Consider the following 22,962-nt stretch of genomic DNA (forward strand, 5'->3'; position numbering starts at 1 on the left):
GCGGGTTTCGACGCAACGCGCATCCCGTGTGTCCAGATTCATCAAGGCCTGGCACCCTGCGCGTGGGGACAGGACGGGTGTGTCAGCATGAGTACAGGAGGTCGACGCCATGGCGAGGGAGATCCGCGCGCCGCGCGGCAGCGAGTTGCAGTGCAAAGGTTGGGAGCAGGAAGCGGCGCTGAGAATGTTGATGAACAACCTGGACAAAGAGGTGGCGGAGCGGCCGGAGGAATTAGTTGTCTACGGCGGCATCGGCAAGGCCGCTCGCAACTGGGGCTGTTTTGACGCCATCGTCCGCAACCTGCGGGAGCTGGAGAATGACGAGACGCTCCTGATTCAGTCCGGGAAGCCGGTTGGCAGGTTCCGGACGCACGAGGACGCGCCGCGCGTGCTTTTGTCCAACTCGATGCTGGTTCCTGCCTGGGCCAATTGGGACCACTTTCGCGAGTTAGAGAAAAAAGGGTTGATCATGTACGGGCAGATGACGGCCGGATCGTGGATATACATCGGATCCCAAGGGATTTTGCAGGGGACGTACGAGACGTTTGCCGCGGCCGCCCAGAAGCGGGGATTGCCCAGCTTGAAGGGGACCCTTACAGTGACCGCCGGGCTGGGCGGCATGGGCGGTGCGCAGCCGTTGGCGGTGACCATGAACGAGGGCGTGGTCATTGTCGTCGAGGTGGACGAACAGCGCATTCGCCGGCGCATGGAGACCGGGTATTTGGACGAAATGGCCGTCTCGCTCGACGACGCTCTGGCGCGTGCGGAGGCCGCGAAGAGGGAAGGGAGGGCGCTTTCCATTGGGCTCCTCGGCAACGCGGCCGAGGTGCTGCCGGAGCTGGTGCGGCGCGGGGTCGTGCCCGACTTTGTCACGGACCAGACTTCTGCGCATGACCCGCTCAACGGCTACGTTCCGGCGGGCCTCTCCCTGGCCGACGCGGTCGGTCTTCGTCACTCTCAACCACAGGAGTATATCCGCCGGGCCAAGGCGAGCATGGCCGCGCACGTGCGGGCGATGCTGGAGCTGCAGAAGCTGGGCAGCACGGTGTTTGACTATGGTAATAACATCCGTCAGGTGGCGTATGACGAGGGAGTAACGGACGCCTTCGCGTTTCCGGGCTTTGTGCCGGCGTACATCCGGGACCTGTTCTGCGAGGGGAAAGGCCCCTTCCGCTGGGCGGCACTCTCGGGCAATCCGGAAGACATCTACAAGACGGACGAGTTGGTGCTGCAGCTGTTTCCTGAGGATGAACACCTGCGGCGATGGATTTCCCTGGCGCGCGAGAAGGTGCAGTTTCAGGGCCTGCCGGCGCGCATCTGCTGGCTGGGCTACGGGGAACGTGCGCGCCTGGGTCTGGCCATCAACGAACGGGTGAAAAGCGGCGAGATCTCGGCGCCGATTGTGATTGGGCGTGACCACCTTGATTGCGGATCGGTCGCCAGCCCGAACCGCGAGACCGAGGCGATGAAGGACGGCAGCGACGCGGTGGCCGATTGGCCCATCCTCAACGCGCTCGTGAACACGGCGGCCGGGGGCAGCTGGATTTCGGTCCATCACGGTGGCGGCGTCGGCATGGGATACTCGATTCACGCCGGGATGGTCGTGGTGGCGGACGGATCGGACAGGGCGGCACGCAAGTTGGCGCGCGTGCTCACGACCGACCCGGGCATGGGCATCATTCGCCATGTCGACGCGGGTTACGACAAGGCCGAGCGGGTGGCCAAGGAGCGCGGCGTGAAGATTCCGATGTGGCAGTGAAGGTGTGTGAATGGCAGGGGGGATGTGTGCATGCAAGTGGACCTGTTGATTCGCAACGGTCGCTTGGCCACCTTGGCGGGTGGAGAAGGTCCGCGGCGCGGGCGGACGATGCGGGATGTGGGCTACGTCGAGGGCGGCGTGGTCGGTGTCAAGGACGGGAAGCTGGCGTTCGTAGGCGACGCTGCGGCGGCGGATGGTGCGCGGCTGGAGGCCAAGACAACGGTCGACGCAGACGGCCGCCTGGTCACGCCGGGTCTGGTTGATCCGCACACCCACCTGGTGCATGCAGGGTCACGCGAGAACGAACTGAGTCTCAAGCTGGACGGCGTGCCGTATCTGGACATTCTGCGCCAAGGCGGAGGCATTCTCGCAACGGTGCGGGCGACGAGGCAGGCCGCCGAGGAGGAGCTTCTTACACAGGCGAAGGTCTCGCTCGCGCGCATGCTGGAGCAGGGTGTGACGACGGTGGAGGCCAAAAGTGGCTATGGCCTCGACAAGGACACGGAACTTCGCCAGCTGCGCGTCGCCCGTGCGCTGAACGACGCGCAGCCGGTGGATGTGGTGTCCACCTTTCTCGGCCCCCACGCCCTGCCTCCCGAGTTCCGGGAGGACCCGGACACATTCCTCGACTTGATGTTGGAGCTGGCGGACGAAGTGCGCGCCCAGGGGTTGGCGGAGTTCTGCGATATTTTCTGCGAGGAAGGCGTGTTTTCGGTCGCCCAGAGCCGCCGTTTTCTCCAGGCCTGCAAAGAGAAGGGGTTTGCGCTGAAGATACACGCCGACGAAATCGAGGCCCTGGGCGGTGCCGAGCTGGCGGCGGAACTCGGGGCGACCAGCGTGGACCACGTCATCAACGCGTCGCGGGCAGGGCTGGCCGCCTGCGCCCAAGCTGGCGTGATTGCCGTACTCCTGCCGGGAACCTCGTGGAACCTGGGGGCGAAACCGGCGGACGCCCGATTCATCCTTGACCAGGCGGAGGGGGCAGTGGCGCTGGCCACTGACTACAATCCTGGCAGTTGTCCGACCGAATCGCTGCAGTTGATCATGGCCTTTGCGGCCAACCTGTACAGGATGACGCCGGAAGAAATCCTGACCGCGGTCACGCGCAACGCCGCCTACGCCGTTGGACGCGGCCACCTCGTCGGTACCATCGAGGTGGGCAAGCAGGCGGACCTCTGCATCTGGAACACGGATGAGCTGGCGTACATTCCGTATCACTTCGGCGTCAACCACGTCGAGGCGGTGTTCAAGCGCGGGATCCCGGTCGTTCAATCCGGCCGCGTGCTGGACGAAAGAGGTGGAGGCCGGTGATTTCTCACGTGCAGCGTCCCGGTTGGCGCTTTCGCGACCATCTGGACCCGAAAGTGGCGGATTGGATTCAGCCCTACCCCGAGGGCGATGCGGACCGAGCGGCGTTTGACCTGGCCTTGCTGGGCGCGCCGCTCAGCAAAACGTCCATCAGCCACTCAGCGGCGTTTCAGTTGCCTGCGGCCATTCGTTCGGCGTTCCAATCCTTGACGCCGTACAGTGTCCATCATCGCCTGGACCTATCGCAGCGGCTGCGGATGGTGGACCTGGGCGACGTGCGCATGCACCTGACGGACCTGGCTCGTTGCCACGAGGCCATCGAAGGGGCGGTTGCGTCCTATTGGAGCACGTATCAGGTGCCGTTGGTGATGTTTGGCGGCGACCACTCGACGACTGGGTGCGCGGTGCTCGGACTGGCGCGGGCGACCGAACGCCGCATCGGAATCGTTCACTTTGACGCCCATCACGACGTACGCAACCTGGAGGACGGCGGACGCCACAACGGCACACCGTTTCGCACCCTGCTTGAGTCAGGACGGGTGAAGGGCGAGCATATTGTGCAGATTGGGCTGCGCGATTTTGTGAACGCCAAGGCGTATCACGAGTATGTGCTGGCGCACGGGGTCAGCGTGATCACGGCGCGCCAGGTGCGGCGGCGGGGATTGGCCGCCGTGGTGGAGGAGGCGTGGCGCACGGCGAGTCGTGGCACGGATATGGTTTACATCAGTTTCGATATGGACGTGATGGACCAGAGCGTCGTGCCGGGCGTGCCTGCCCCCAGTCCCGGTGGCCTGCAGGTGTGGGAAGCGGTGGAGGTTCTGGAATGGCTTGGCGCTCAGTCGCAAGCGGCCATGATGGACATCGTCTGCGCCGACCCCACCCAGGATGTGCGCGACCTGACGACGCGCGTGGCCGCCCACCTGGCACTCTCCTTCATGACCGGGGTGGCGTTAAGGCCGGACACACCAGAACCGTCGGGGGACGTGTAGGCGGGCGGTGGCGGTTTCGCGCAGGCGTGGGACCTGGTCAGGCCAGTTCTGAGTTGAGTTCCGTTGAGTCGAGTTCCGTTTGGAAGGAGCGCGGCCCATTGCGCGCCGCCGGGCCCGGCTGAGGCCATTGCCGCACGCGGCCCGGCGGCTTTTGTCATCCTCTCAGCGTGTGATCAAATTCAGGGCCATAGGTTCCGTCATCTCGCATGACCCGTCCGGACAGCAGCGACACCGGATAGCCGAGACTCATTGGCAACCCTCGCTCGTTGAGTACAGTGGCGCATTGTGTCACAATACTAGCAGCGAAGGGAGTCTTTCGGGTGTCTTATATCCAGCGCGGGCAACCGGGGTATCGGTCCGCAACTTTGTCGTTGTTTGCCGGAGCCTTCATTACGTTCGCTGTGTTGTACACTACACAACCCGTGATGCCTCTTTTGTCTCGTGACTATCAAGTCAGTCCGGCGGTAGCCAGCCTCTCCCTGTCCGCTGCGACGGGCGCTTTGGCGCTTGCCATGATGGTTGTATCCGGGGTCTCCGACAGGTTCGGGCGCAAGCGAGTCATGGCCCTGTCCCTGCTCTTATCCTCTTTTTTGTGTCTGGCAGTGGCGGCGGCGCCGAGTTTTGCGTTGCTGGTGATCTTACGCGCGCTCCAGGGCGTCGTTCTGGCAGGATTTCCGTCGATTGCCATGACTTATGTGAGTGAGGAATTTCACCCGGCTTCGGTGGCGCCGGTCATGGGGCTGTACGTCAGTGGAACGTCTGTCGGCGGCATGGTGGGGCGATTGGCGACGGGCGTATTGACCGACATGTACTCCTGGAGGCTGGCGATAGCGGCCATCGGGGTCATCGGCTTGGCGCTGGCAGCGTTGTTTTGGCTGTGGCTGCCCAAGCCGGCGCATTTCACGCCACAGTCGGTCAGCACGGCGGAGATGTGGCGCCGGTTTGTCCAGGCCCTTTGCAATCCGGCGTTGCGCTGTATCTATCTGTTGGGGTTTCTGTTGATGGGTGGCTTCGTAACCATGTATAACTACCTCAGTTACCTGCTGATGGAGCCACCTTACGGACTCAGTCAGACGGTGGTCGGGTTTTTGTTCATGGTGTACCTGACCGGGACCGTCAGCTCAGCTTGGATGGGCCGCCTGGCTGAGCGATGGGGGCGTGGCAGGGCGCTGCGCACGGCCGTGGCCATCGCTCTGGTCGGCTGCCTGACCACGCTGTTTCCCACGCTGTGGATGAAACTCGTGGGACTTTGCGCGTTCACGTTTGGCTTCTTTGGTGCCCACGCCGTAGCCAGCGGCTGGGTGGGCCAATTGGCTCACCAGGTTCGGGCCCAGGCCTCATCCCTTTACCTGCTGTTTTATTATGCCGGCTCCAGTATTGTGGGCGCTTGTGGAGGGCTGTGTTGGAGCCGGTTCCGGTGGCCAGGTGTGATTGGCTTGATTGCCTTCCTGCTGGTTGTGGCGTGGGTGGTGGAGATGAGGATTCAACACCATCTGCGGATTCAACGAACAGGTTGACGCCTCGCCTGCCGAAACCTGGCGGTCTCCATCACCGGATCTTTTGCCTTGTCTGACGCCTTCCCGTATACTATAAAGAACAGCGTGCCGATGAGGTGGACCCAAAAAACTGCGAACGGCTGTGAAGGGGAGAGTAGCGCAGGAGGCCCTCTGCCAGGGAGGCGGCGCCTTGGACTGAGAGCGCGCCAGGGAGGCGTCCTGTGTGAAGTTCACCCTGGAGCTGCCAGTCTGAAACCGTCCGCTAGGACCAGGATGGCTGACGGCGCCCGTCTGATGGCGGGGCCAGCGCCGCGAAGCGAACCAGGGTAGAAGCGGGAGTAGGGCTGGCCGGGGCGGATCCGTTATCCGGAACGAGGTGGGCCTGTGCGCGTACCGATGCGGACATTGGGTTGTCACGCGCGGCAGGTCAAAAAGGGTGGTACCGCGAGCAATTCGTCCCTTGGGGCGAGTTGCTTTTTTTGCGGCACGAGCACGTTTGGACCTTTGTGTCCCTTGGGAAGGCTGGTGAAAATTCGGGATGAATACGGAACAGTTGCAGGCGGATATCGACAACATTCGCGCCGCCGCCCTGCGTGAGCTGGAAGAAATCGAGAGTGAGTCGGCGCCCGACGCCGAGAACGCGAGCCGGCGGCTGGAGGCGTGGCGGGTGCAATACCTGGGCAAGAAGGGCTTGCTGGCTCAGGTTTCCCGGCAGATGAGAGAATTGCCCAAAGAGGAACGACCGCGCCTTGGGCAGGTGGTGAATGAGGCCCAGCGGGTGCTGCAAGACCGACTCGGGCGTGCCAGGCAGCGGGTGGAGGAACTGGCGCTGTTCGCCCGCCTGCGTCAGGAGCATATCGACGTAACCCTGCCCGGGCGCGCGCCTGCCCGTGGGACCATCCACCCCTTGACGCGGGTGATCACTGAAATTGAGGACGTGTTTCTGGGCATGGGCTTCTCCATCGTGGAAGGCCCCGAGGTGGAGACGGATCACTACAATTTTGAGATGTTGAACATCCCCAAAGACCACCCGGCGCGCGATATGCAGGACACATTCTACCTGACCGAGGAGCTGTTGCTGCGCACCCAGACATCCCCGATGCAGGTGCGGACGATGGAGAAAATGCGCCCGTTTGCGCCCATCAAGGTGATTTGCCCGGGGCGGGTCTATCGGCGGGACGAGGATGACGCCACGCATTCGCACGCGTTCAACCAGATTGAGGGTCTGGTCGTCGACCGGGGCGTCCGCATGAGCGACTTGAAAGGAACGTTGGAGCAGTTTGCCCGGGCTATCTTCGGTCCCAATCAGGAGGTGCGCCTGCGCCCCAGCTTCTTCCCGTTCACAGAACCAAGCGCCGAGGTGGACGTCCGCTGCACGAACTGCGGCGGCCGCGGCTGCCGGGTGTGCAAGCACAGCGGCTGGCTGGAGATCCTCGGCGCCGGCATGGTCCATCCGCATGTGCTGAACGGGGCGGGGTACGACAGCCGCGAGTTCAGCGGCTTCGCGTTCGGCATGGGTCCCGAGCGAATTGCCATGTTGAAGTACGGGATTGAAGACATCCGCCTGTTGTATCAGAACGACCTGCGGCTGCTGCGCCAGTTCTCGTCTGTCTTTTGAGCGACGCCTGTCGAGGATGAGGGGAGAAAGGTATGAGAGTCTCGTATCAATGGCTGTCCGAATATGTCGATTTAGGCGGAGTCTCGCCGCAAGCGCTGGCTGATGCCCTGACCAGCGCCGGCATTGAGGTGGAGTCTGTCAGGCCACGTGTGGAACGGCTGCGCCGGGTGGTCGTCGGGCGTGTGGTGACGTGTGGTCCGCACCCCAATGCGGACCGGCTGAAGGTCTGCACGGTGGACGTGGGACAGGACGCCTTGTTGACGATTGTCTGCGGTGCGCCCAACGTCGCCCCGGGACAAAGGGTGCCCACGGCTTTGGTCGGGGCCGAGTTGCCGGGCGGACGAATCAGCCAGGCCAAGCTGCGTGGGGTCGAGTCGCAGGGCATGCTGTGTTCCGCTAAGGAGATTGGGCTGGAGGTGCGCTGGCTCCCCAAGTCCCAGACGGAGGGGCTGTACCTGTTGCCAGAGGACGCCCCGGTGGGCGCGGACGTGTCGTCGTTGTTGGGGCTCGACGACGTCATCCTCGACCTCAGCCTGACGCCAAACCGCAGCGACTGCCTGTCGCTGCGCGGGCTGGCGTACGAGGTGGCGGCGCTTTTGGAGCGGCCGCTGCGCTTTCTGGAACCGCATCTGGGGGACGAAGTGCTGGATGCGGGCGCGTCCCCCGTGCGGATAGAGCTCAGAACACCCCGCTGTCCCCGGTATGAGGCGCAGGTGATGATTGGTGTCGCCGGCGGGCCGTCGCCGCTGTGGATGCAGATGCGCCTGTTGGCGATGGGGGTGCGTCCAATTGATGTGGTCGTCGACATCACCAACTACGTGATGCTGGAATGGGGGCAGCCGCTGCACGCGTTCGACTTCGACCAAGTGCGGCGGGGGACCATCGTCGTGCGCCAAGCGCAGCCGGGGGAGCGATTGGCGACGCTGGACGGGCAGGAACGCGTATTGGACGAGGATGTCATCGTCATTGCCGATGCCGAGCGGGCCATCGGCATCGCCGGCGTCATGGGCGGGGAAAATTCCGAGATCACCGCGTCCACGCGCCGGGTGGTCGTCGAATCGGCCGCTTTTGACGCGGCCAGCGTGCGGCGGACCGGACAAAGGCTGGGGCTGCGTTCGGAGGCGCAGCAGCGCTTTGAAAAGGGGATCGATCCGGTCGCTGTCCGCGGCGCATTGCTGCGTGCCCGCCAGTTGCTGCAGGAGTTGGCGGGCGCCGCGCCTGTGGGCGGCGTCGTGTGCGCCGAGCAGGAGCGGCCGGCGCAGCCGCCGTTGCTCGATTTTTCGCCCCGGCGAGCCAATCAGCTGCTCGGTACCGATGTGGCAGCAGCGGAGATGGCTGCGATTTTTCGCCGCCTGGGCTTCTCCGTCCAACAGCTGTCGGAGGAAAAGTGGCAGGTTGGAGTGCCGACGCGGCGGGCCGACATCCGTCTGGAGGCGGATTTGGTGGAAGAGATTGGCCGCATTCACGGCTACGACGACATCCCGGCAACTCTGCCGGTGGGTCCGACGACGGTCGGGATGCGGACACAGGCGCAGCGGCTGCGCAAGTGGACGCGCGAGACCTTGGCCGGGCTGGGGATGAACGAAGTGTTCACCTACACCCTGGGGCATCCAGACCAACTGAACGCCCTGCGGCTGGCCGAGGATTCCTTTTACCGGAAGATGATCCCGCTCTTGCGGCCGATGTCCGACGAGCGGATTGCCTTGCGCACGCACATGCTGCCCGGATTGGCGCAGGTGGCGGCGTACAACCTCAGCCACGGCATGACAGGCGGCTGCATATTCGAAATCGGACGGGTCTACTGGCCGCGCGAGCTGCCGCTGCGGGAGCAGCCGCTGGAACGCCAGCAATGGGCGGGGCTGTGGTTTGGTGAGCAGGCGGTGCGGTTGTGGCAGGCGGGGCGCGCGTACGATTTTTACGACGCCAAGGGCGTGTTGGAAGCTTGGTTGACCAGCCTCGGATTGGGATTGCGGGCTGCCTTTGTGCCGATTCAAGACGCGGACGCGCCCTGGCTGCACCCAGGCCGCGCAGCCGGCGTATGGATTGACGGGCAGATAAAGGTCGGAACCGTCGGCGAACTGCATCCCGAAACCGCGCAGCGGCTGGGGATAGGCGGGGCGGTTTACGCGGAGTTTGACCTGGACAAGGTGGATGAGTGCCTTGGCGGCGCTTGGAAGGCGCAACCCTTGCCACGGTATCCGGCTGTCCGCCGCGACCTGGCGGTGCTGGTGCCGCAAGCGGTGTCCAGTGCGCAGTTGTTGGCCAAGGCGGCTCAGGCGGCCGAACAAGCTGGCGACATCCTGCAAGACTGTCGCGTGTTTGACGTCTATGTCGGCCCGGGTGTGCCGGAGGGCCAAAAAAGCGTCGCGGTGGCGTTCACATACCAATCGGATGAGCGGACACTGACGGATGAGGAAACGGAAGCCGTCGAGCGGGCCATACTCCGGGCGTGGGAGCAGGCGTTTGGCGCCCGCCTGCGCGGCTGAGAGAAAAGCCGGACCGGGTCCAATGGCGGGGCCGCGCGAAAGCGAGCGCTTGAGCAGGAGTTTGGCCATCCTTGCACGAACCTTGTAACCATGAGGGATGAAACGCATGCTCATTCGATGGGGGGCTATCCGTGGCAAAAGAAGAGGTAAACCGCGCGCGCGTCTTCATTCTTGGCACTGAGTATACGCTCCGCGGAAATGCATCCGTGGCTCATCTGCGCCAGGTGGCGGACAAGGTGGACGCGGTGATGGAGCAGGTGGCCAAGGCAAACCCCCAGCTCGAATCGCGGCGTGTGGCCGTGCTCGCGGCTATCAATCTGGCGGATGAACTGATTCGTCTGCAGAATGAATACGAGGAACTGCTGGCGTTGTTGGACGACCAGACGGCTGCCGCCACGAAGGAGTCCGACGGCCCCGGTGAAAATCGTTGATGCAGCCAGGAGCGGGGTGTGCGCTTGGACCTGTTTGATTTGATTGTGACGGTCATCGTGGTGGTCGGTGCCATTCGAGGCTATCGGCAGGGGCTCTTTCGTACCGTGATGCGCTTGGCGGGCGTGGTGGCCGCCTACGCAGGAGCGATGTGGGCACGTCCGTACCTGGCCCAGTTGATTGGGCCCCTGCGTGGCGCGTCGAATCCGGTTGGACCCGGATTGGGCCAGTGGCTTGGAGACGTCAACGGCGCCATCGCCTTCTTCCTGGCCTTCGTGGTGATTCTTCTCGTGATACGGGTGTTGATTGGCGCTATGGACACCTTGTTCCGGCTCCCTGTACTCTCCACGCTCAATCGGCTGGCAGGGCTTTTAGCCGGCGCCGTGTTGGCGCTCGCCGTGGTGTATGTGCTGACTTTGGTCCTGCACTATGTGCAAAACCCGCGGCTGCAGCAGGAACTGAACCATTCGGCGATTGCCAGCTGGTTTGAGGAACGGCACTTTGCCCCCTACGGGCAGACACAGACTACGGCGGTGGAGAGGACATAGCGGAGAAGAACAGAGACGATCCGGTCCATCGGGATCGTCTCCTTTCGACTCAACAGCTGTTTTCGCCCCAGCGGGCTCAGGTGTCACGGCTGCGGCGGAACTCCGTCGGAACGAACAAGTCGATGATGCCAATCACCAGCGAGGCCAGCAACGCCCCCAGTATGGTGACGCGCATCCCCGGCACCACCAATTGGGTCAGGTAGATGATGACTGCACTGACGATGAACCCGACCAATCCTCGTCCGTATGGAGAAACTCGGCGCCCAAACAGGGCTTCCACAGCCCAACCCAACAGGGCGATGACGACGGCAGCCACCAGTGCAGTCCAGAAGTTCACGACCGCAAACCCGGGCACCAAAAAGCCGACAAACATCAGGACCAGAGCGGATACGATGAAGCGGACAATCGTTCCCAGCCAGTTCATGCCGCTCCTCCTTTCCATGCGTTGTACTCATAGGCTGTCCGCAACCTGCCTGGCTCATGTGCTACAATGGGTTGGAACTTGCGACCATTGGACGCCGTCGGGCCGCTGCCCGGATGGCGGCGCGGCGGCGCCGGAAGCGAGGATAACGAAACCAGCATGGACGAACGAACATATACCTTACTTGAATTCGACAAGGTCATCGAGCGGATGGCGGAGCGCGCGGCAACCTCTCTTGGCCGGGAACGGCTGTCGGCCCTGCGCTGCTTCAGCGTGCCCGAGGATGCGGAGCGGGAACTGGCCGCCGTGGACGAGTCTCTGCAAATGCTGTTGCGGTTTGGGCCGCCTCCGTTTGCCGGCGTCACCGACGTGCGCGGCAGTCTGCGCAGCGTACGCATTGGCGGCACGCTCAGCCCCGAGTCGTTGGTGGCCGTCGCCGACTTCATGCAGGCGGTGCGGCGCATCCGCCAGTTCATGGAACGGCACGGGGCGTCCTGGCCATCCCTCACTGGCGCAGCGCAGAGGCTGACGCCCACGCGCGCTGTCGAGGAGCAGATCCGCCACGCCATCGATGTGGACGGCACCGTCCTGGACCAGGCCAGTTCCGCCCTGCGCCGGTTGCGCAGTGAGCGCCGCGCCATCCAAGCGCGCGTCCGCGAGGTGCTGGACGGCTTCCTCCGCTCGCACGCGAAAATCTTGCAGGAGCCCGTCGTTGCCATGCGCGGCAACAGTCTCTGTCTGCCGGTTCGGGTGGAGTTCAAAAACCAGATCCGCGGCATCATCCGGGACTACTCAGCCTCCGGGGCGACGGTGTTCATTGAACCCCAGGCCGTGGTCGAACAGAACCAGCGCGCGGAGCGGCTGGCTGTGGAGGAGGAGCGTGAAATCGAGCGCATCCTCCACGAACTGTCGCAGGCCGTCGGCGGGGTCGCGGACGTCTGCGAGGAGAACCTGGAGGTGGTCGCCCGCCTGGACAGTTGGTTTGCCAAGGCTGAGTGGGCCCGGCACGAGGAAGCCCAGCGTCCCACCATTCGCCGGGACGGCGTCTGGCGCCTGCGTCGCGCCCGCCATCCACTGCTACCCCGCGGGGAAGCGGTCCCGCTCGACATGAGCCTGGGGGAATCGTTTCGGTTGCTCATCATCACCGGCCCGAACACCGGTGGCAAGACGGTAACCCTGAAGACGGTGGGGCTGCTCACCCTGTTGGCGATGTGTGGCTGTTTTCTGCCCACCCAGGGGCCGAGCGAGGTCGCTTGGTGCCGCGAGATTTGTGTGGACATCGGCGATGAGCAGAGCATCGAGCAGAGCCTGTCCACCTTTTCTTCGCACATGCGCAACATTGTTTCCATGCTGCAAACGGCGGGCGAACATAGCCTCGTGCTGCTCGACGAGCTGGGAGCGGGGACCGATCCGTCCGAGGGCGCGGCCCTGGCGATGGCCATCTTGGACGAGTTTTACGCCCGCGGCAGTCGCGTCGTGGCGACCACGCACTATCCTGAATTGAAGGCGTACGCCTTCTCCCACCCGTCGGCCATGAACGCCAGCGTCGAGTTCGATGTCGACACCCTGCGTCCCACCTATCGCCTGCGCATGGGCGTGCCGGGGCGCTCGAACGCGCTGACTATCGCCGCTCGGCTGGGTCTGCCGGAGGCGGTGATTGAGCGGGCGAGGCAAGGGATAGCGGACACGGACGTGCAAATGGAGGACCTCATCGCCAAGATGGAGACAGCGCGCAAAGAGGCGGAGCGGGCCCTGCAGCAAGCGGCGCAGGAGCAAGCGCAGGCCCAGAAGCTGCGAGAAGACTGGGAACGCCGGACACGCGATTTGGATGAACAGGCGAGGCAGCAGCAGGCGGCCGCCACAGCCGCGGCGGAACGGATTCTCGAATCCGCTCGTCGGGAGGCTGAATCGGTCATCCAGGAGTTGCGGCAACTGCGGGCTGAGGTGGTCAAGGACCATGAGCTGGTGGCGCTGCGCAAGCGTTTGGAGCAAGCGCGGCCCGAGCCGGGCGAGAGGGCTGTGTCCACGCCGCCTGCGGCCGATGTGGGGGCGCTTGTCCCGGGCACGCTGGTGCGTGTCCCCTCGGTGGGGCAAAAAGGGGAAGTGCTGGAGGTTTCCGCCGACGGGCGAGAACTGGTGGTGCAGCTCGGGTTGTTACGGATGAAGGTGGCGGCGGGCGAGGTCGAGGTGCTGAATCGCCCGGCGCAAGCGCCAAAGTCCACCGGCGTGCGCCGCAGCGCCGTGAAGTCGGTGCCGCTGCAGATGGATGTACGCGGCGAGACGGTGGACGAAGCGGTGCACAGGCTCGACAAGTACCTCGATGACGCGGTGGTGGCCCGGTTGCCACGGGTGACGATTATCCATGGCAAGGGAACGGGCGCCCTGCGCGACGGCGTCCGCCGTTTCCTCAGCGCCCATCGCCACGTCAGTTCCTGGGCCCCCGGCGGCCCGGGAGAGGGTGGAGACGGAGCCACAGTCGTCACCCTGGCCCTGTAGCGGCGCGTTTGCCAACGTAGAGGGGCTTGGCCAAGTGCCTTCGGCACGTTGGGCAAGCCCCCCGGCATTTTCGGATGTGGTGTGGCTTTTTGAGGTGGCGCGCCCCGAAGTCAGTGCGCGCCGCTTTCTCCAGGCGGGGGAGCTGAATTTGTTTCCCCTGATCCCCCGCCTGCCTCGGCATTCCCCGGTGGCCGCGACTCTGCGCCCGGCGGTGAGGGGGTGTTGTCCGCGTTTTTGCCGCCCCCTCCCGCCAGTCCGTTACCGGTGCTGTTGGCTCCTGTGTTGTCACCGGGGTTTCCTCCCGGGATGGCTTGGACGACCACCGTGTTGGAGGGCGTCGACAGACCAGACGCCGTGGTCGCGTAGACGCGATAATACACGTTCCCTGTTGTCTGGGGCACCGTCTTGTCCAGATACTGGGTGCCCGTCAACCCATCGGCGATTTTCACATAAGGGCCGTCGGGCTGGACGGATCGCCAAACGCTGTACGAAGACGCCCCCTGGGCCCGCGACCAGCGCAGCCAGACACCGTCGTTGCGGATGGCTGCCGTCACAGCCGGGGCAGCCGGTCGTTGGGCCAACTCGGAAGTGGATAACTCGGACAGCACGCGGCCGCCGCGCGGGTCCGGCTGGATCGGTGCCAATTGGGAATCAATCTCTGTCTGCACGCCGGCCGGTATGGTGAACGGCAGTTTCAGGAACACGCCTACCTGAATCTCGTTGGCCGGAGTCTTGGTGGTCGCCAGGTACTTCTTGCCGTGGTACACGACATACGGCAGTTGGACGTGCACGTCGCACGTCTTAGTCGGCTGCGTGCCCTGGATGAACCACTCGGTCTCCACGTCGTTGTCCGCTTTGCACAAGGCTGTCGGCAGCTCACCGGACGCCTTGCAGACCGTGACACGGACCAGGCCGGACGGACGCGGCAAGGGCTTGGTCGACGGGTGCTCCTGAAGCAGCGGATCCATGATGTCGTTCCACATTGTGAACTTCTCGTTGTAAATGGTGGACGGGATGTGGCGCTGGTAATCGTATCCGGTCCACAGGCCAAGTGTGTAATCCTGGGTGAAGCCCACGAACCACCCGTCGAATTCATCGTCGGTGGTTCCTGTCTTGCCGTAAATGTATTGAGAAGGAAAATGTTCGCCCACGGCGGAAGCCGTCCCCTTCGTCACGACATCCCGCAGCATGTCGTCCAGGATGAAGGTGGCCTGCGGAGAGAACACCTTATTCACCTTCGGATGCACCTGGTATACGGTCGCGCCATCGCGTCCGACGATTTTCGACACGAAGTAGGACTGGTGCCACACACCCTCGTTGGCCAGCGTGGTGTAGGCGCTGGTCATCTGTTGCACGGTCAGACCGTAGGTGAGACCGCCGATGGCCGTCGATAAATTGGACATATCGCCGCGTGTCAGGGTGACGCGGCCATCCAGGGTCTTCTCTCCAGGGTAAATGCCCATCTTTTCCAGGTACTTCGTTCCGTTTTCCGGCCCGATGTCGTGCAACACCACGATGGCTGGCACGTTATAGGAGTAGGTCAGGGCGTCGCGGACGGTGGTCACGCCGCGCCAGCGATTGTCATCGTCGTGGACATCGCCATCCTTGTACCAAGACACCGGCACGTCCATGAGCGGCGTGGCGGCTGTGATGGCGTGCATGTCAAGGGCGGGTCCGTAATCGACCAGCGGTTTGATGGCGGAACCTGGCCGGCGCGGGACATCGGAGTGGTCGAGTTCGCTCTTGCCGTTGCCGCCGCCAAGCGCCACGATGGCTCCCGTGTGGTTGTCTATCAGCGCCGCTCCCGCCTCAAACAGGTTCTTCTGCGGCTTACCTTGGGCGTCTATCCGAGTCGCCGTGGTGCCGGCGTAAAACTTCGGATCTTTCAGGACTTGGTCCATGTGATTTTGGATATTCAGGTCGAATGTCGTGTAAATCTTGTATCCTGCCGTCGAGAGCGCCGCATCGGCCGCCGCCGTGTTGGGGTACAGCCCTTGCTTGACCAGCTGCTGTGTCACCCAGGGTTCAATTTCGCTCTTCATCAAATAGGGATACTGGATGGATACTTTCGGCGGCAGATGCAGGTCATTGCGAATGTCGTACGACACCGCATCCTCGTATTGCGCCTTGGTGATCATCTTGTTCTTCAACATTTGTTCCAGAATGTAGCGTTGTCTGGGAATCACCGGTGACGGGTCGATCACGTAGCGCCGCTTGCTTTTGTCATAGCGGTACGGTGTGAGCTGCGCTGGATTGTTCGGAATCGCGGCCAGGAAAGCCGCCTCCGGAAGGTTGAGGTCTTTAGCGCTCTTGCTGAAGAGAATCTGCGAGGCCGCCTCGACGCCGTAAACCTGCTGTCCGCCCATGCTGCCCATCCACACCCAATTCATATAATCGGTCATGATTTCCGGTTTCGTGAGGATGTGGTTGAGTTTCAGCGCCAGGGCGATCTCCTGCACCTTGCGGCGCAGGGTCTGTTGTTGCTCCGGAAACACCGCCAGTTTCACCGTCTGCTGGGTGATGGTGCTGGCACCGCTTTCGATGTGGTGGTGCAGCACATCTTGCACCAGCGCTCTGCCCATTGCCATGGGGTTGATGCCGATGTTCGTCCAGAAGGTCTTGTCTTCTCCCGCCACAAAAGCGTCCACGAGGTTGTTGGATACCTGGCGGATGGATGAGATGGGCTGCCGCGCCCCGTTCTTGTCGAATTTCCCTATCACTCGGCCGTTGCGGTCGTACACGACTGACGGCTGGCTGAGGTTGGCGAAAGTCGCAGCAGAAATGGCGGGCAAGCCTTTCAGCAGCGACTTGGCGTAGCCAATGCCGGCGCCCAACGCGAGGACAATCAACGAGGCCGCAGACATCGCCGTGATTTTTACAATGGCGATGGCGATGCGGCGCCCACGCGGCCGTTGGGAGCGTGCCGCTTGCGCCTGCTCGTCGGACCCCGTATGCCGGCGGCCCAACTGTCCGCGCGGTGGCCGTTTCGGCGTGTCGCCCATGCGGATACCTCCTCCCCAATATCCTGATTAATTATAGTGGGAGTCAACAGACCCGGCAAACCATTGACGGTGAAGAGGATGGCTTGGTATACTGGCACAAACTTCAGCTCGGAAAACAGCCCGTGAACAGGCTGCGGTAGGTGGCCGGCGAGGTTCAGAGAGCCGGTGGGGGGGTGCAAACCGGTCCTGCTTGCCACTGAAATTACGGCCTGGGAGGCGCGTCGGCGGCAGTCGATGACGGTGGCTCCGTTATTCGCCAATGAGCGGTCCTCGACATCCCTTGGTGTCGAGGACAAATCGGGTGGTACCGCGAGTCTATCCTCGTCCCGTGTGGGGACGGGGATTTTTTCGTGACGCCTGCCTCACGGCGAGCATCTGAGAAGCACAGGAAAGGGGTTTTGGCGATGTCCGAGGACAAGATGTCCTTGACACCAGATCAGGAGGCGGAGGTGGACCGCCAACTGCGCATTATCCGCCGCGGTGCGGCAGAGATTGTCCCGGAAGAGGATCTTGTGCGCAAGCTGCGCCAGTCGGTGGCGACGGGGCAGCCGTTGCGCATCAAGCTGGGACTGGATCCAACCGCCCCGGACATTCACCTGGGACACACGGTGGTGCTGCAAAAGATCCGCCAGCTTCAGGATCTCGGCCATCTGGCCCACCTGGTCATCGGCAACTTCACCGGCCAAATTGGCGATCCGACCGACAAGTCGGAAACCCGCCGGCAGCTGAGCGAAGACGAGGTGCAAAGCAACGCGCAGACGTACGTGGAGCAAATCTTCAAAGTCCTCCATCCCGACAAGACGGAGGTCGTCTACAACGCGGATTGGTTGGCGCCCCTGACGTTCGCCGATGTCGTGCGTCTCGCTTCCACGTTGACGGTGGCCCGCATGCTGGAGCGGGAAGACTTCCAGAAGCGGTTCCGGGACAACCGGCCGATTCACATTCACGAGTTCTTCTACCCGCTGATGCAGGCGTATGATTCGGTGCACCTGCGGACCGACATAGAACTGGGCGGAACGGACCAGAAGTTCAATCTGTTGATGGGCCGCACCCTCCAACGCGAATTTGGGCAAGAGCAGCAGGTCGCCTTGATGATGCCGCTGTTGGAGGGCCTTGACGGTGTGAACAAGATGTCCAAGAGCCTTGGCAATTACATCGGCGTGGCGGAAGACCCGCACACCATGTTCGGCAAAGCCATGTCGATTCCGGACGAGCTGATGCCCCGCTATTTTGAACTGGTTTCCGACGTGCCGCTGGAGGAATTGGAGCGTATTCAGGCCAGTCTCAAGGATGGCTCCCTCCACCCACGCGACGCGAAGATGCGCCTGGCCAGCGAGCTGGTGCGCCGGTTTCACGGGGAGGACGCGAGCCGCGAGGCGGTGGCGCGCTGGCGACAGGTGTTTCAAGCCGGCGGCCTGCCGGACGACGTGCCCGAAGTCGAATGTGGCGCGGGAGCGGTGTGGATTGTCGAGCTGCTGGTGAACTTGGGGCTGGCCGTCAGCCGCAGTGAGGCGCGGCGATTGCTTGAGCAAGGGGGGGTGCGCGTGGACGGCGAGCGCCTGCAGGATGTGGATGCGCAGGTAGAGGTCCGCGACGGAATGGTCATCCAGGTTGGCAAGCGCCGGTTTGCGCGCTGCCGCGTGCGATAGCCGAACAGCCTATCGTCCGCCTCCCGCGCGGGCGCCGGCCGAGAGCCCAACTTCAACAGCTGTTGGGCATCGGCTGGGCTCCTGCATATATTGGTTGCAGAATGCTGCTCTCCGCGGCGGTCGCCGCGGGGGTGGGGCGACATCTAGGAGGCGGACGGATGAAGAAGTACGTTGTACGCGAAGGCGACACGATGTGGAAAATCAGCAAGCGGACCGGCGTCCGCTTGCCGCTTTTGACGGCTGCCAATCCGCAAATTCGCGATCCAAATCAACTCCAGCCGGGCTCTATCATCCTGATTCCGGAACTGAACAAGGGACAGGCGGGCGGCGGTCCGGGGCAGCCGGGGACGGGGGCCGCCGTGCCCGCGGCGGCCGAAGCTGCGGATTGGACCGCGGCCGGGCCGGGGACGGTGCAGACGCCGGCCAGCGGCGAGCCGGTGCCGCCCTATTTCGGGTTCGTGTGGTCGCATGTGGTGCAGCCCGGCGAGACGTGGCAGTCCATCAGCCAAGCCTATCAGGTGCCGGTGACCCAATTGCAGCAGATGAACACGCTGCACAAGCCGACGCTGGAGCCGGGGGACATCGTCTATGTACCCGGCACAGGACCTTCGCCGGGCGTAGCGCAGCCGGGCGCTGGCAAAGTGGCTGCCGGACCGGCCGCCGCTGGGGGCGGGGCGGCTGGTTGGCAACCAGCGGGTCAGGGTGCGGCGGCTGGCGCCGGTCCCGTGCCTCCCGACTGGGAGGGCCCCGCGCCGCCCATCGCACCGCCGGGCTATCCGGCGGTTCCGGAGCCGGGAACCGGCTATCCCGGACAACCCACTCAGCCGTACTACGGGTATGCGTATCCAGGCGCGATGTACCCGCCCGGGGCGCCCTGGGGCTATCCGTACCCGATGCCGCAGCCGCCGGGGTGGATGCAAGATCAGGGTCCGCACACCCACTACCCGTACCGCTGGAGCGCAAACCCGCCCTACTGGGGCGGTCCGCCACACAACGCGGCCTACGCCGGTGCGTGGGCTGACGACTGGGACGACGAGGACTCGTCATCCTGGACATGGGATTCGGAATCGGCCCTGTGGGAGGACCCGGATTCCCGGCCGCCTTCGGAACGGCCAGAGGGCGACGCCGCGTCCGACAGGCCATGACCGATGCGGCGCTGGTACGGCTGCTCACGCGGGAGTACGGCATCCAGCCGCTGTGCATCCTGCCTATCAAGACGGTCTGGGGGGTTGTCGACGTCCGCGGCGGCCGCTACATCTGGAAGCCCGCCGGCCGGCACGATGGGCAGAGGCGGCTGCTGGAACTGGCGCGCTTCGCCCAGGGCATCGCCCCGGCCCTGACCTTGGCTGCGCCCGTCTTCACCCGCGGCGGCCGCATGCTCAGTGGCTGGGATGGACAGTTGGGATACCTCCAACCATGGTTGGCTGGCCGTCACGTGCTCCTGTCCAACCCAGATGAACGGTTGTCGGCGTTGCGGACGCTGCTTCAGTTGCACGAACTCTCACAGTCCTGGCTGTCGGCGCTACCCAGTTTCGTGCAACGCGCGGGCTTGGCCGCGCGGATGACCGGCAAGCTGCGGACGCTCCACAGCGTTTGGCCGCAGGCAGAGGCGGCCTGGCCCGCCTTGGCCCGGGCGCGCGGCCTGGTGTTCGCCATGGCCGGGGCTTGTCCCGTCGGCCCAGCGGAGCCCGTAACCGGCGTCGCCTTTTGCCACCGCGACGCCGCGCCGCACAACCTGATCTGGCTGTCGGGCCAATCGAAGCGGGAGGCATCGCAGGCGGTCCAGGATCCGTGTGCGGGCCGCATCGCCCTGATTGATTTTGACCGTGCCGGCTGGGATGATCCGCTCGTCGACGTGATGCAATTGTTCAATCACAGTGTGTACTTTGCCCCGCCCGGAGCGACCGAGGTGCGGCGGTGGATGGACGCCTATCAACAAGCCGCTGCGCTCTCCGAATCGACTGAGGAGCGCGCTTGGCGCCTTCTCTTGTTTCCGGACGTCTTGGTGCGGGCCTTGGCGGAATGGTACGGCCAGGGCTTACCGGCGCGCGGGCGGCTGCGCGTGTCCGCCGCCTTGCACAAGGAACGCCAGCGCTGGTTGGCCTGGCAGCAGGACTATCGGGAACGGTTTGGCGCCACCCAGCTGCGGCGCGTGGTGGCGCGCCCCTGGAGCTAAGCTCGCCGGGGCGGCGGCCGCTTGCCGTTGGATTGCCGGCAATCTTATACTGGAAGGCGTACTGAAGGCGGACGAAGTCCGGTTGCCATCGACAGAGGAGTGACAAGCGTGCGCGAATGCGGCAAGCTGGCCGTCGCCCAGGTGCGGCCAACTCTCGGGGACATCGCACATAACGCAGAAAAGCACATGGAATGGATAACCAAGGCTCGGGATCGGGGAGCGCAGTTGGTGGTCTTCCCGGAACTGGGTTTGACTGGCTACCAGGTTCAGGACTTAACCCTGGAAGTTGCCCGTCGCCTGGATGACCCGGAGATTGTCCGGGTCATCGACGCGAGCCGCGGGATTGACACCGTGTTCAGTTTTGTCGAGGAATCGGACGAGCACCTGTTTTACGTCGCGGCCGTGTACGCCAAAGACGGCGAGGTGGCGGCGGTGCACAGGAAGGCGTATTTGCCGACCTACGGCATGTTTGATGAGGGCCGGTATTTTGCCAGAGGCAACCGTTTCGCGGCGTTTTCGGGCCGGTTCGGCCGCACCGGCATGCTGATCTGCGAGGACGCGTGGCATGTGACCAGCCCGTATCTGCTGGCCTTGGACGGCGCCTCGCTGCTGCTCGTCCCGTCGTCCAGTCCGGCGCGCAGCGTGGGCGACCAGGACAGGTTCGGATCGCAGTCCTTTTGGCGCCAGTTGCTACAGGTGTACGCGCGCTTGTTCGGGGCCTACGTGGTGTTCGCCAACCGTGTCGGCTTTGAGGACGGCGTCAACTTTTTCGGCGGCTCGTTCGTGCTGACGCCCGACGGCGAGTTTGCTGCCGACGGCCCTGTGCTGGAGGAGGCGCTGCTGCTGGCGGACGTGGATATGCGGGCGGTGCGCAGAGTCCGTTACACGACGCCTATGCTGCGGGATGAGCGGATGGACTTGGTGCGGGCCGAATTGGATCGCATCCGCGCTGGAAACGGAGGGGTGCAGGGATGAAGCCTGCGATTCGCGAACGCCTCGTGCTCAACACCGATTTGACGGTGGCGACGTTGACGGCGTTCATCCGCGAGGAGACGGAGAAGGCCGGGTTTCAGCGCGTGGTGCTGGGTTTGTCCGGGGGCATCGATTCAGCCCTGGCGGCCTATCTGGCCGTTCGCGCATTGGGGGCTAAGCGCGTGCAGGCGGTGCTGATGCCATATAAAACCAGTTCCCCGGCCAGCCTCGGCGACGCCAGGGCGGTGGTGGACGACCTGGGGCTGCCCAGTTTGGTGGTGCCGGTGACTGCCCAGGTGGATGCTTATTTTGACATGATGGATGACCTGGTCGGCCCATCGACCCCCCTGCGCCGGGGCAACAAGATGGCGCGGGAACGGATGAGCATCCTGTTTGACCTCTCGGCACACCTGGGGGCGCTGGTGCTGGGGACGAGCAACAAGACGGAGCTGCTGCTTGGGTACGGCACCCAGTTTGGTGACATGGCCAGCGCGCTCAACCCGATTGGCGATCTCTACAAGTGTCAGGTGCGGCAACTGGCCGCCGCTGTCGGGGTGCCCAAGGCGATTTTGGACAAAGCGCCGAGCGCCGACCTTTGGCAAGACCAGACGGACGAGAAGGAACTGGGCTTCACCTACGACGACGCCGACGAGATCCTGTACCAGTTGGTGGACCAACGGATGTCGGTGCGGGAACTGGTCGAACTTGGCTACGATGAGGAGCTGGTGCGGCGGTTGGCGGAGCGCGTCAGGCGCAACCAATACAAGCGGCGTACCCCGCTGATTGCGAAGGTGTCGGGACGGACGATAGGGATTGATTTCCGCTATCTGCGCGATTGGGGGTTGTGAGACATGGCAGGACATTCGAAATGGCACAATATCCAGCGGCGCAAAGGCAAGCAGGACGCTGTCCGCGGCCAGTTGTTCACGAAGCTGTCGCGCGACATCTACAACGCGGCGAAGGAAGGCGGGGGCAACCCGGACACCAACTTCCGGCTGCGCGCGGCGATTGAGAAGGCGAAGCAAAATAACGTGCCCAACGACAGCATCGCCCGCACCATCGCCAAGGCGACCGGGACCCTGCAGGGGGTTCACTACGAGGAAGCTGTGTACGAAGGGTACGGCCCGCACGGCGTGGCCGTAATGCTGGAGATTGTCACCGACAACCGCAACCGCACGGCCGCCGACATTCGCCACATCTTCGCCAAACGCGGCGGCAATTTGGGCGAGACCGGCTGTGTAGCCTGGATGTTTGACCGGGTGGGGAGCATCAGCGTGGCCAAAACGGACGGGCTGACGCTGGACGACGTGATTCTGACGGCACTCGACCTGGGAGCGGAGGACGTCCGCGAGGAGGCGGACGAGTTTGTGGTCATCACAGCGCCCGAAGCGTTCACCCAAGTCAGGGACGGCCTGGAGGCGCAGGGGTGGACCGTGACGGACGCCGAGATCACCTATGAAGCGAAGACCACTGTCCCGCTGTCGGGCGAGCAGGCCGAATCGGTGCTCGACCTCATCGACGCGCTGTCCGAGCACGACGATGTGCAAAACGTGTATGCCAACCTGGAGCTTACCGAGTCCGCCTGAATCGGGGCGCGCGGGCGCGACCTGGAG

At 63.9% G+C, this 22,962-nt stretch carries 17 protein-coding genes and 1 other annotated feature; of the genes, 15 read left to right on the plus strand and 2 right to left on the minus strand.

From position 1 onward, the window contains the following. Window positions 1–109: 109 nt before the first annotated feature. From hutU to AK2_RS01870, 8 genes are all read left to right on the plus strand, one after another. Entirely contained in the window at window positions 110–1,759 is a 1,650-nt protein-coding gene (gene hutU, locus AK2_RS01835; protein WP_067930723.1) for a urocanate hydratase, read from the plus strand. Window positions 1,760–1,783: 24 nt separating this feature from the next. Further along, window positions 1,784–3,070, plus strand: coding sequence for an imidazolonepropionase (gene hutI / locus AK2_RS01840; RefSeq protein ID WP_281180606.1), 1,287 nt, complete (start codon window positions 1,784–1,786; stop codon window positions 3,068–3,070). Further along, window positions 3,067–4,056 (plus strand): agmatinase family protein, encoded by a 990-nt coding sequence (locus AK2_RS01845; RefSeq protein ID WP_067930729.1) that lies wholly within the window; start codon window positions 3,067–3,069, stop codon window positions 4,054–4,056. Before hutI ends, AK2_RS01845 begins: the two co-directional genes overlap by 4 nt. A gap of 320 nt (window positions 4,057–4,376) precedes the next feature. After that, window positions 4,377–5,573 carry an MFS transporter gene (locus AK2_RS01850; RefSeq protein ID WP_067930732.1) on the plus strand — a complete coding sequence of 399 codons (1,197 nt, stop codon included), beginning with the start codon at window positions 4,377–4,379 and terminating at the stop codon, window positions 5,571–5,573. A 517-nt stretch (window positions 5,574–6,090) separates the two neighbouring features. After that, window positions 6,091–7,170: a phenylalanine--tRNA ligase subunit alpha gene (gene pheS / locus AK2_RS01855; RefSeq protein WP_067930735.1), complete on the plus strand. Its 1,080-nt coding sequence runs from the start codon at window positions 6,091–6,093 to the stop codon at window positions 7,168–7,170. Between the two features lie 32 nt (window positions 7,171–7,202). Continuing rightward, on the plus strand, window positions 7,203–9,656 hold the full coding sequence (gene pheT / locus AK2_RS01860) for a phenylalanine--tRNA ligase subunit beta (protein ID WP_067930738.1): 2,454 nt from the start codon (window positions 7,203–7,205) through the stop codon (window positions 9,654–9,656). 131 nt (window positions 9,657–9,787) lie between these two features. Then, on the plus strand, window positions 9,788–10,087 hold the full coding sequence (locus AK2_RS01865) for a cell division protein ZapA (RefSeq protein WP_067930740.1): 300 nt from the start codon (window positions 9,788–9,790) through the stop codon (window positions 10,085–10,087). Window positions 10,088–10,111: 24 nt separating this feature from the next. Continuing rightward, window positions 10,112–10,633 (plus strand): CvpA family protein, encoded by a 522-nt coding sequence (locus AK2_RS01870; protein ID WP_169794715.1) that lies wholly within the window; start codon window positions 10,112–10,114, stop codon window positions 10,631–10,633. Between the two features lie 76 nt (window positions 10,634–10,709). On the opposite strand, the gene AK2_RS01875 is transcribed toward AK2_RS01870, so the two are convergent. Further along, window positions 10,710–11,057 carry a phage holin family protein gene (locus AK2_RS01875; protein WP_067930746.1) on the minus strand — a complete coding sequence of 116 codons (348 nt, stop codon included), beginning with the start codon at window positions 11,055–11,057 and terminating at the stop codon, window positions 10,710–10,712. Window positions 11,058–11,135: 78 nt separating this feature from the next. Here AK2_RS01875 and AK2_RS01880 point away from each other — a divergent pair, with 78 nt between their 5' ends. Then, window positions 11,136–13,550: an endonuclease MutS2 gene (locus AK2_RS01880; protein ID WP_245632722.1), complete on the plus strand. Its 2,415-nt coding sequence runs from the start codon at window positions 11,136–11,138 to the stop codon at window positions 13,548–13,550. Window positions 13,551–13,660: 110 nt separating this feature from the next. Here the strand turns inward: AK2_RS01880 and AK2_RS01885 are convergent, their stop codons facing one another. Then, complete coding sequence (locus AK2_RS01885; RefSeq protein ID WP_067930747.1) at window positions 13,661–16,552, minus strand: transglycosylase domain-containing protein; 2,892 nt, start codon at window positions 16,550–16,552, stop codon at window positions 13,661–13,663. 113 nt (window positions 16,553–16,665) lie between these two features. After that, window positions 16,666–16,884: a binding site (T-box leader), on the plus strand. Between the two features lie 72 nt (window positions 16,885–16,956). On the opposite strand from AK2_RS01885, the gene tyrS reads away from it, so the two are divergent. The 6 genes from tyrS (at window position 16,957) to AK2_RS01915 (ending at window position 22,935) form a co-directional block, all read left to right on the plus strand. After that, the gene (gene tyrS / locus AK2_RS01890; RefSeq protein WP_067930749.1) at window positions 16,957–18,201 is read left to right on the plus strand and encodes a tyrosine--tRNA ligase; all 1,245 of its coding nucleotides are present in this window, start codon (window positions 16,957–16,959) and stop codon (window positions 18,199–18,201) included. A 158-nt stretch (window positions 18,202–18,359) separates the two neighbouring features. After that, the gene (locus AK2_RS01895) at window positions 18,360–19,346 is read left to right on the plus strand and encodes a LysM peptidoglycan-binding domain-containing protein (protein ID WP_067930752.1); all 987 of its coding nucleotides are present in this window, start codon (window positions 18,360–18,362) and stop codon (window positions 19,344–19,346) included. Further along, window positions 19,277–20,377, plus strand: a complete 1,101-nt coding sequence (locus AK2_RS01900) for a phosphotransferase (RefSeq protein WP_169794716.1) — start codon at window positions 19,277–19,279, stop codon at window positions 20,375–20,377. Before AK2_RS01895 ends, AK2_RS01900 begins: the two co-directional genes overlap by 70 nt. A gap of 108 nt (window positions 20,378–20,485) precedes the next feature. Then, the gene (locus tag AK2_RS01905) at window positions 20,486–21,352 is read left to right on the plus strand and encodes a nitrilase-related carbon-nitrogen hydrolase (protein ID WP_067930758.1); all 867 of its coding nucleotides are present in this window, start codon (window positions 20,486–20,488) and stop codon (window positions 21,350–21,352) included. Then, window positions 21,349–22,197: an NAD+ synthase gene (locus AK2_RS01910; RefSeq protein ID WP_067930761.1), complete on the plus strand. Its 849-nt coding sequence runs from the start codon at window positions 21,349–21,351 to the stop codon at window positions 22,195–22,197. Before AK2_RS01905 ends, AK2_RS01910 begins: the two co-directional genes overlap by 4 nt. 3 nt (window positions 22,198–22,200) lie before the next feature. Further along, entirely contained in the window at window positions 22,201–22,935 is a 735-nt protein-coding gene (locus AK2_RS01915) for a YebC/PmpR family DNA-binding transcriptional regulator (RefSeq protein WP_067930764.1), read from the plus strand. Window positions 22,936–22,962 lie beyond the last annotated feature (27 nt).

It is taken from the genome of Alicyclobacillus kakegawensis NBRC 103104, from assembly GCF_001552655.1.
GTDB classification, from domain to species: domain Bacteria; phylum Bacillota; class Bacilli; order Alicyclobacillales; family Alicyclobacillaceae; genus Alicyclobacillus_G; species Alicyclobacillus_G kakegawensis.

What these genes read in the sequence shown, in the direction of transcription:
- AK2_RS01875 (WP_067930746.1), bottom strand. Translation starts at nt 11,057, where the DNA reads ATGAACTGGCTGGGAACGATTGTCCGCTTCATCGTATCCGCTCTGGTC.
- pheT (WP_067930738.1), top strand. Translation starts at nt 7,203, where the DNA reads ATGAGAGTCTCGTATCAATGGCTGTCCGAATATGTCGATTTAGGCGGA.
- AK2_RS01910 (WP_067930761.1), top strand. Translation starts at nt 21,349, where the DNA reads ATGAAGCCTGCGATTCGCGAACGCCTCGTGCTCAACACCGATTTGACG.
- pheS (WP_067930735.1), top strand. Translation starts at nt 6,091, where the DNA reads ATGAATACGGAACAGTTGCAGGCGGATATCGACAACATTCGCGCCGCC.
- hutU (WP_067930723.1), top strand. Translation starts at nt 110, where the DNA reads ATGGCGAGGGAGATCCGCGCGCCGCGCGGCAGCGAGTTGCAGTGCAAA.
- AK2_RS01915 (WP_067930764.1), top strand. Translation starts at nt 22,201, where the DNA reads ATGGCAGGACATTCGAAATGGCACAATATCCAGCGGCGCAAAGGCAAG.
- tyrS (WP_067930749.1), top strand. Translation starts at nt 16,957, where the DNA reads ATGTCCGAGGACAAGATGTCCTTGACACCAGATCAGGAGGCGGAGGTG.
- AK2_RS01895 (WP_067930752.1), top strand. Translation starts at nt 18,360, where the DNA reads ATGAAGAAGTACGTTGTACGCGAAGGCGACACGATGTGGAAAATCAGC.
- AK2_RS01885 (WP_067930747.1), bottom strand. Translation starts at nt 16,552, where the DNA reads ATGGGCGACACGCCGAAACGGCCACCGCGCGGACAGTTGGGCCGCCGG.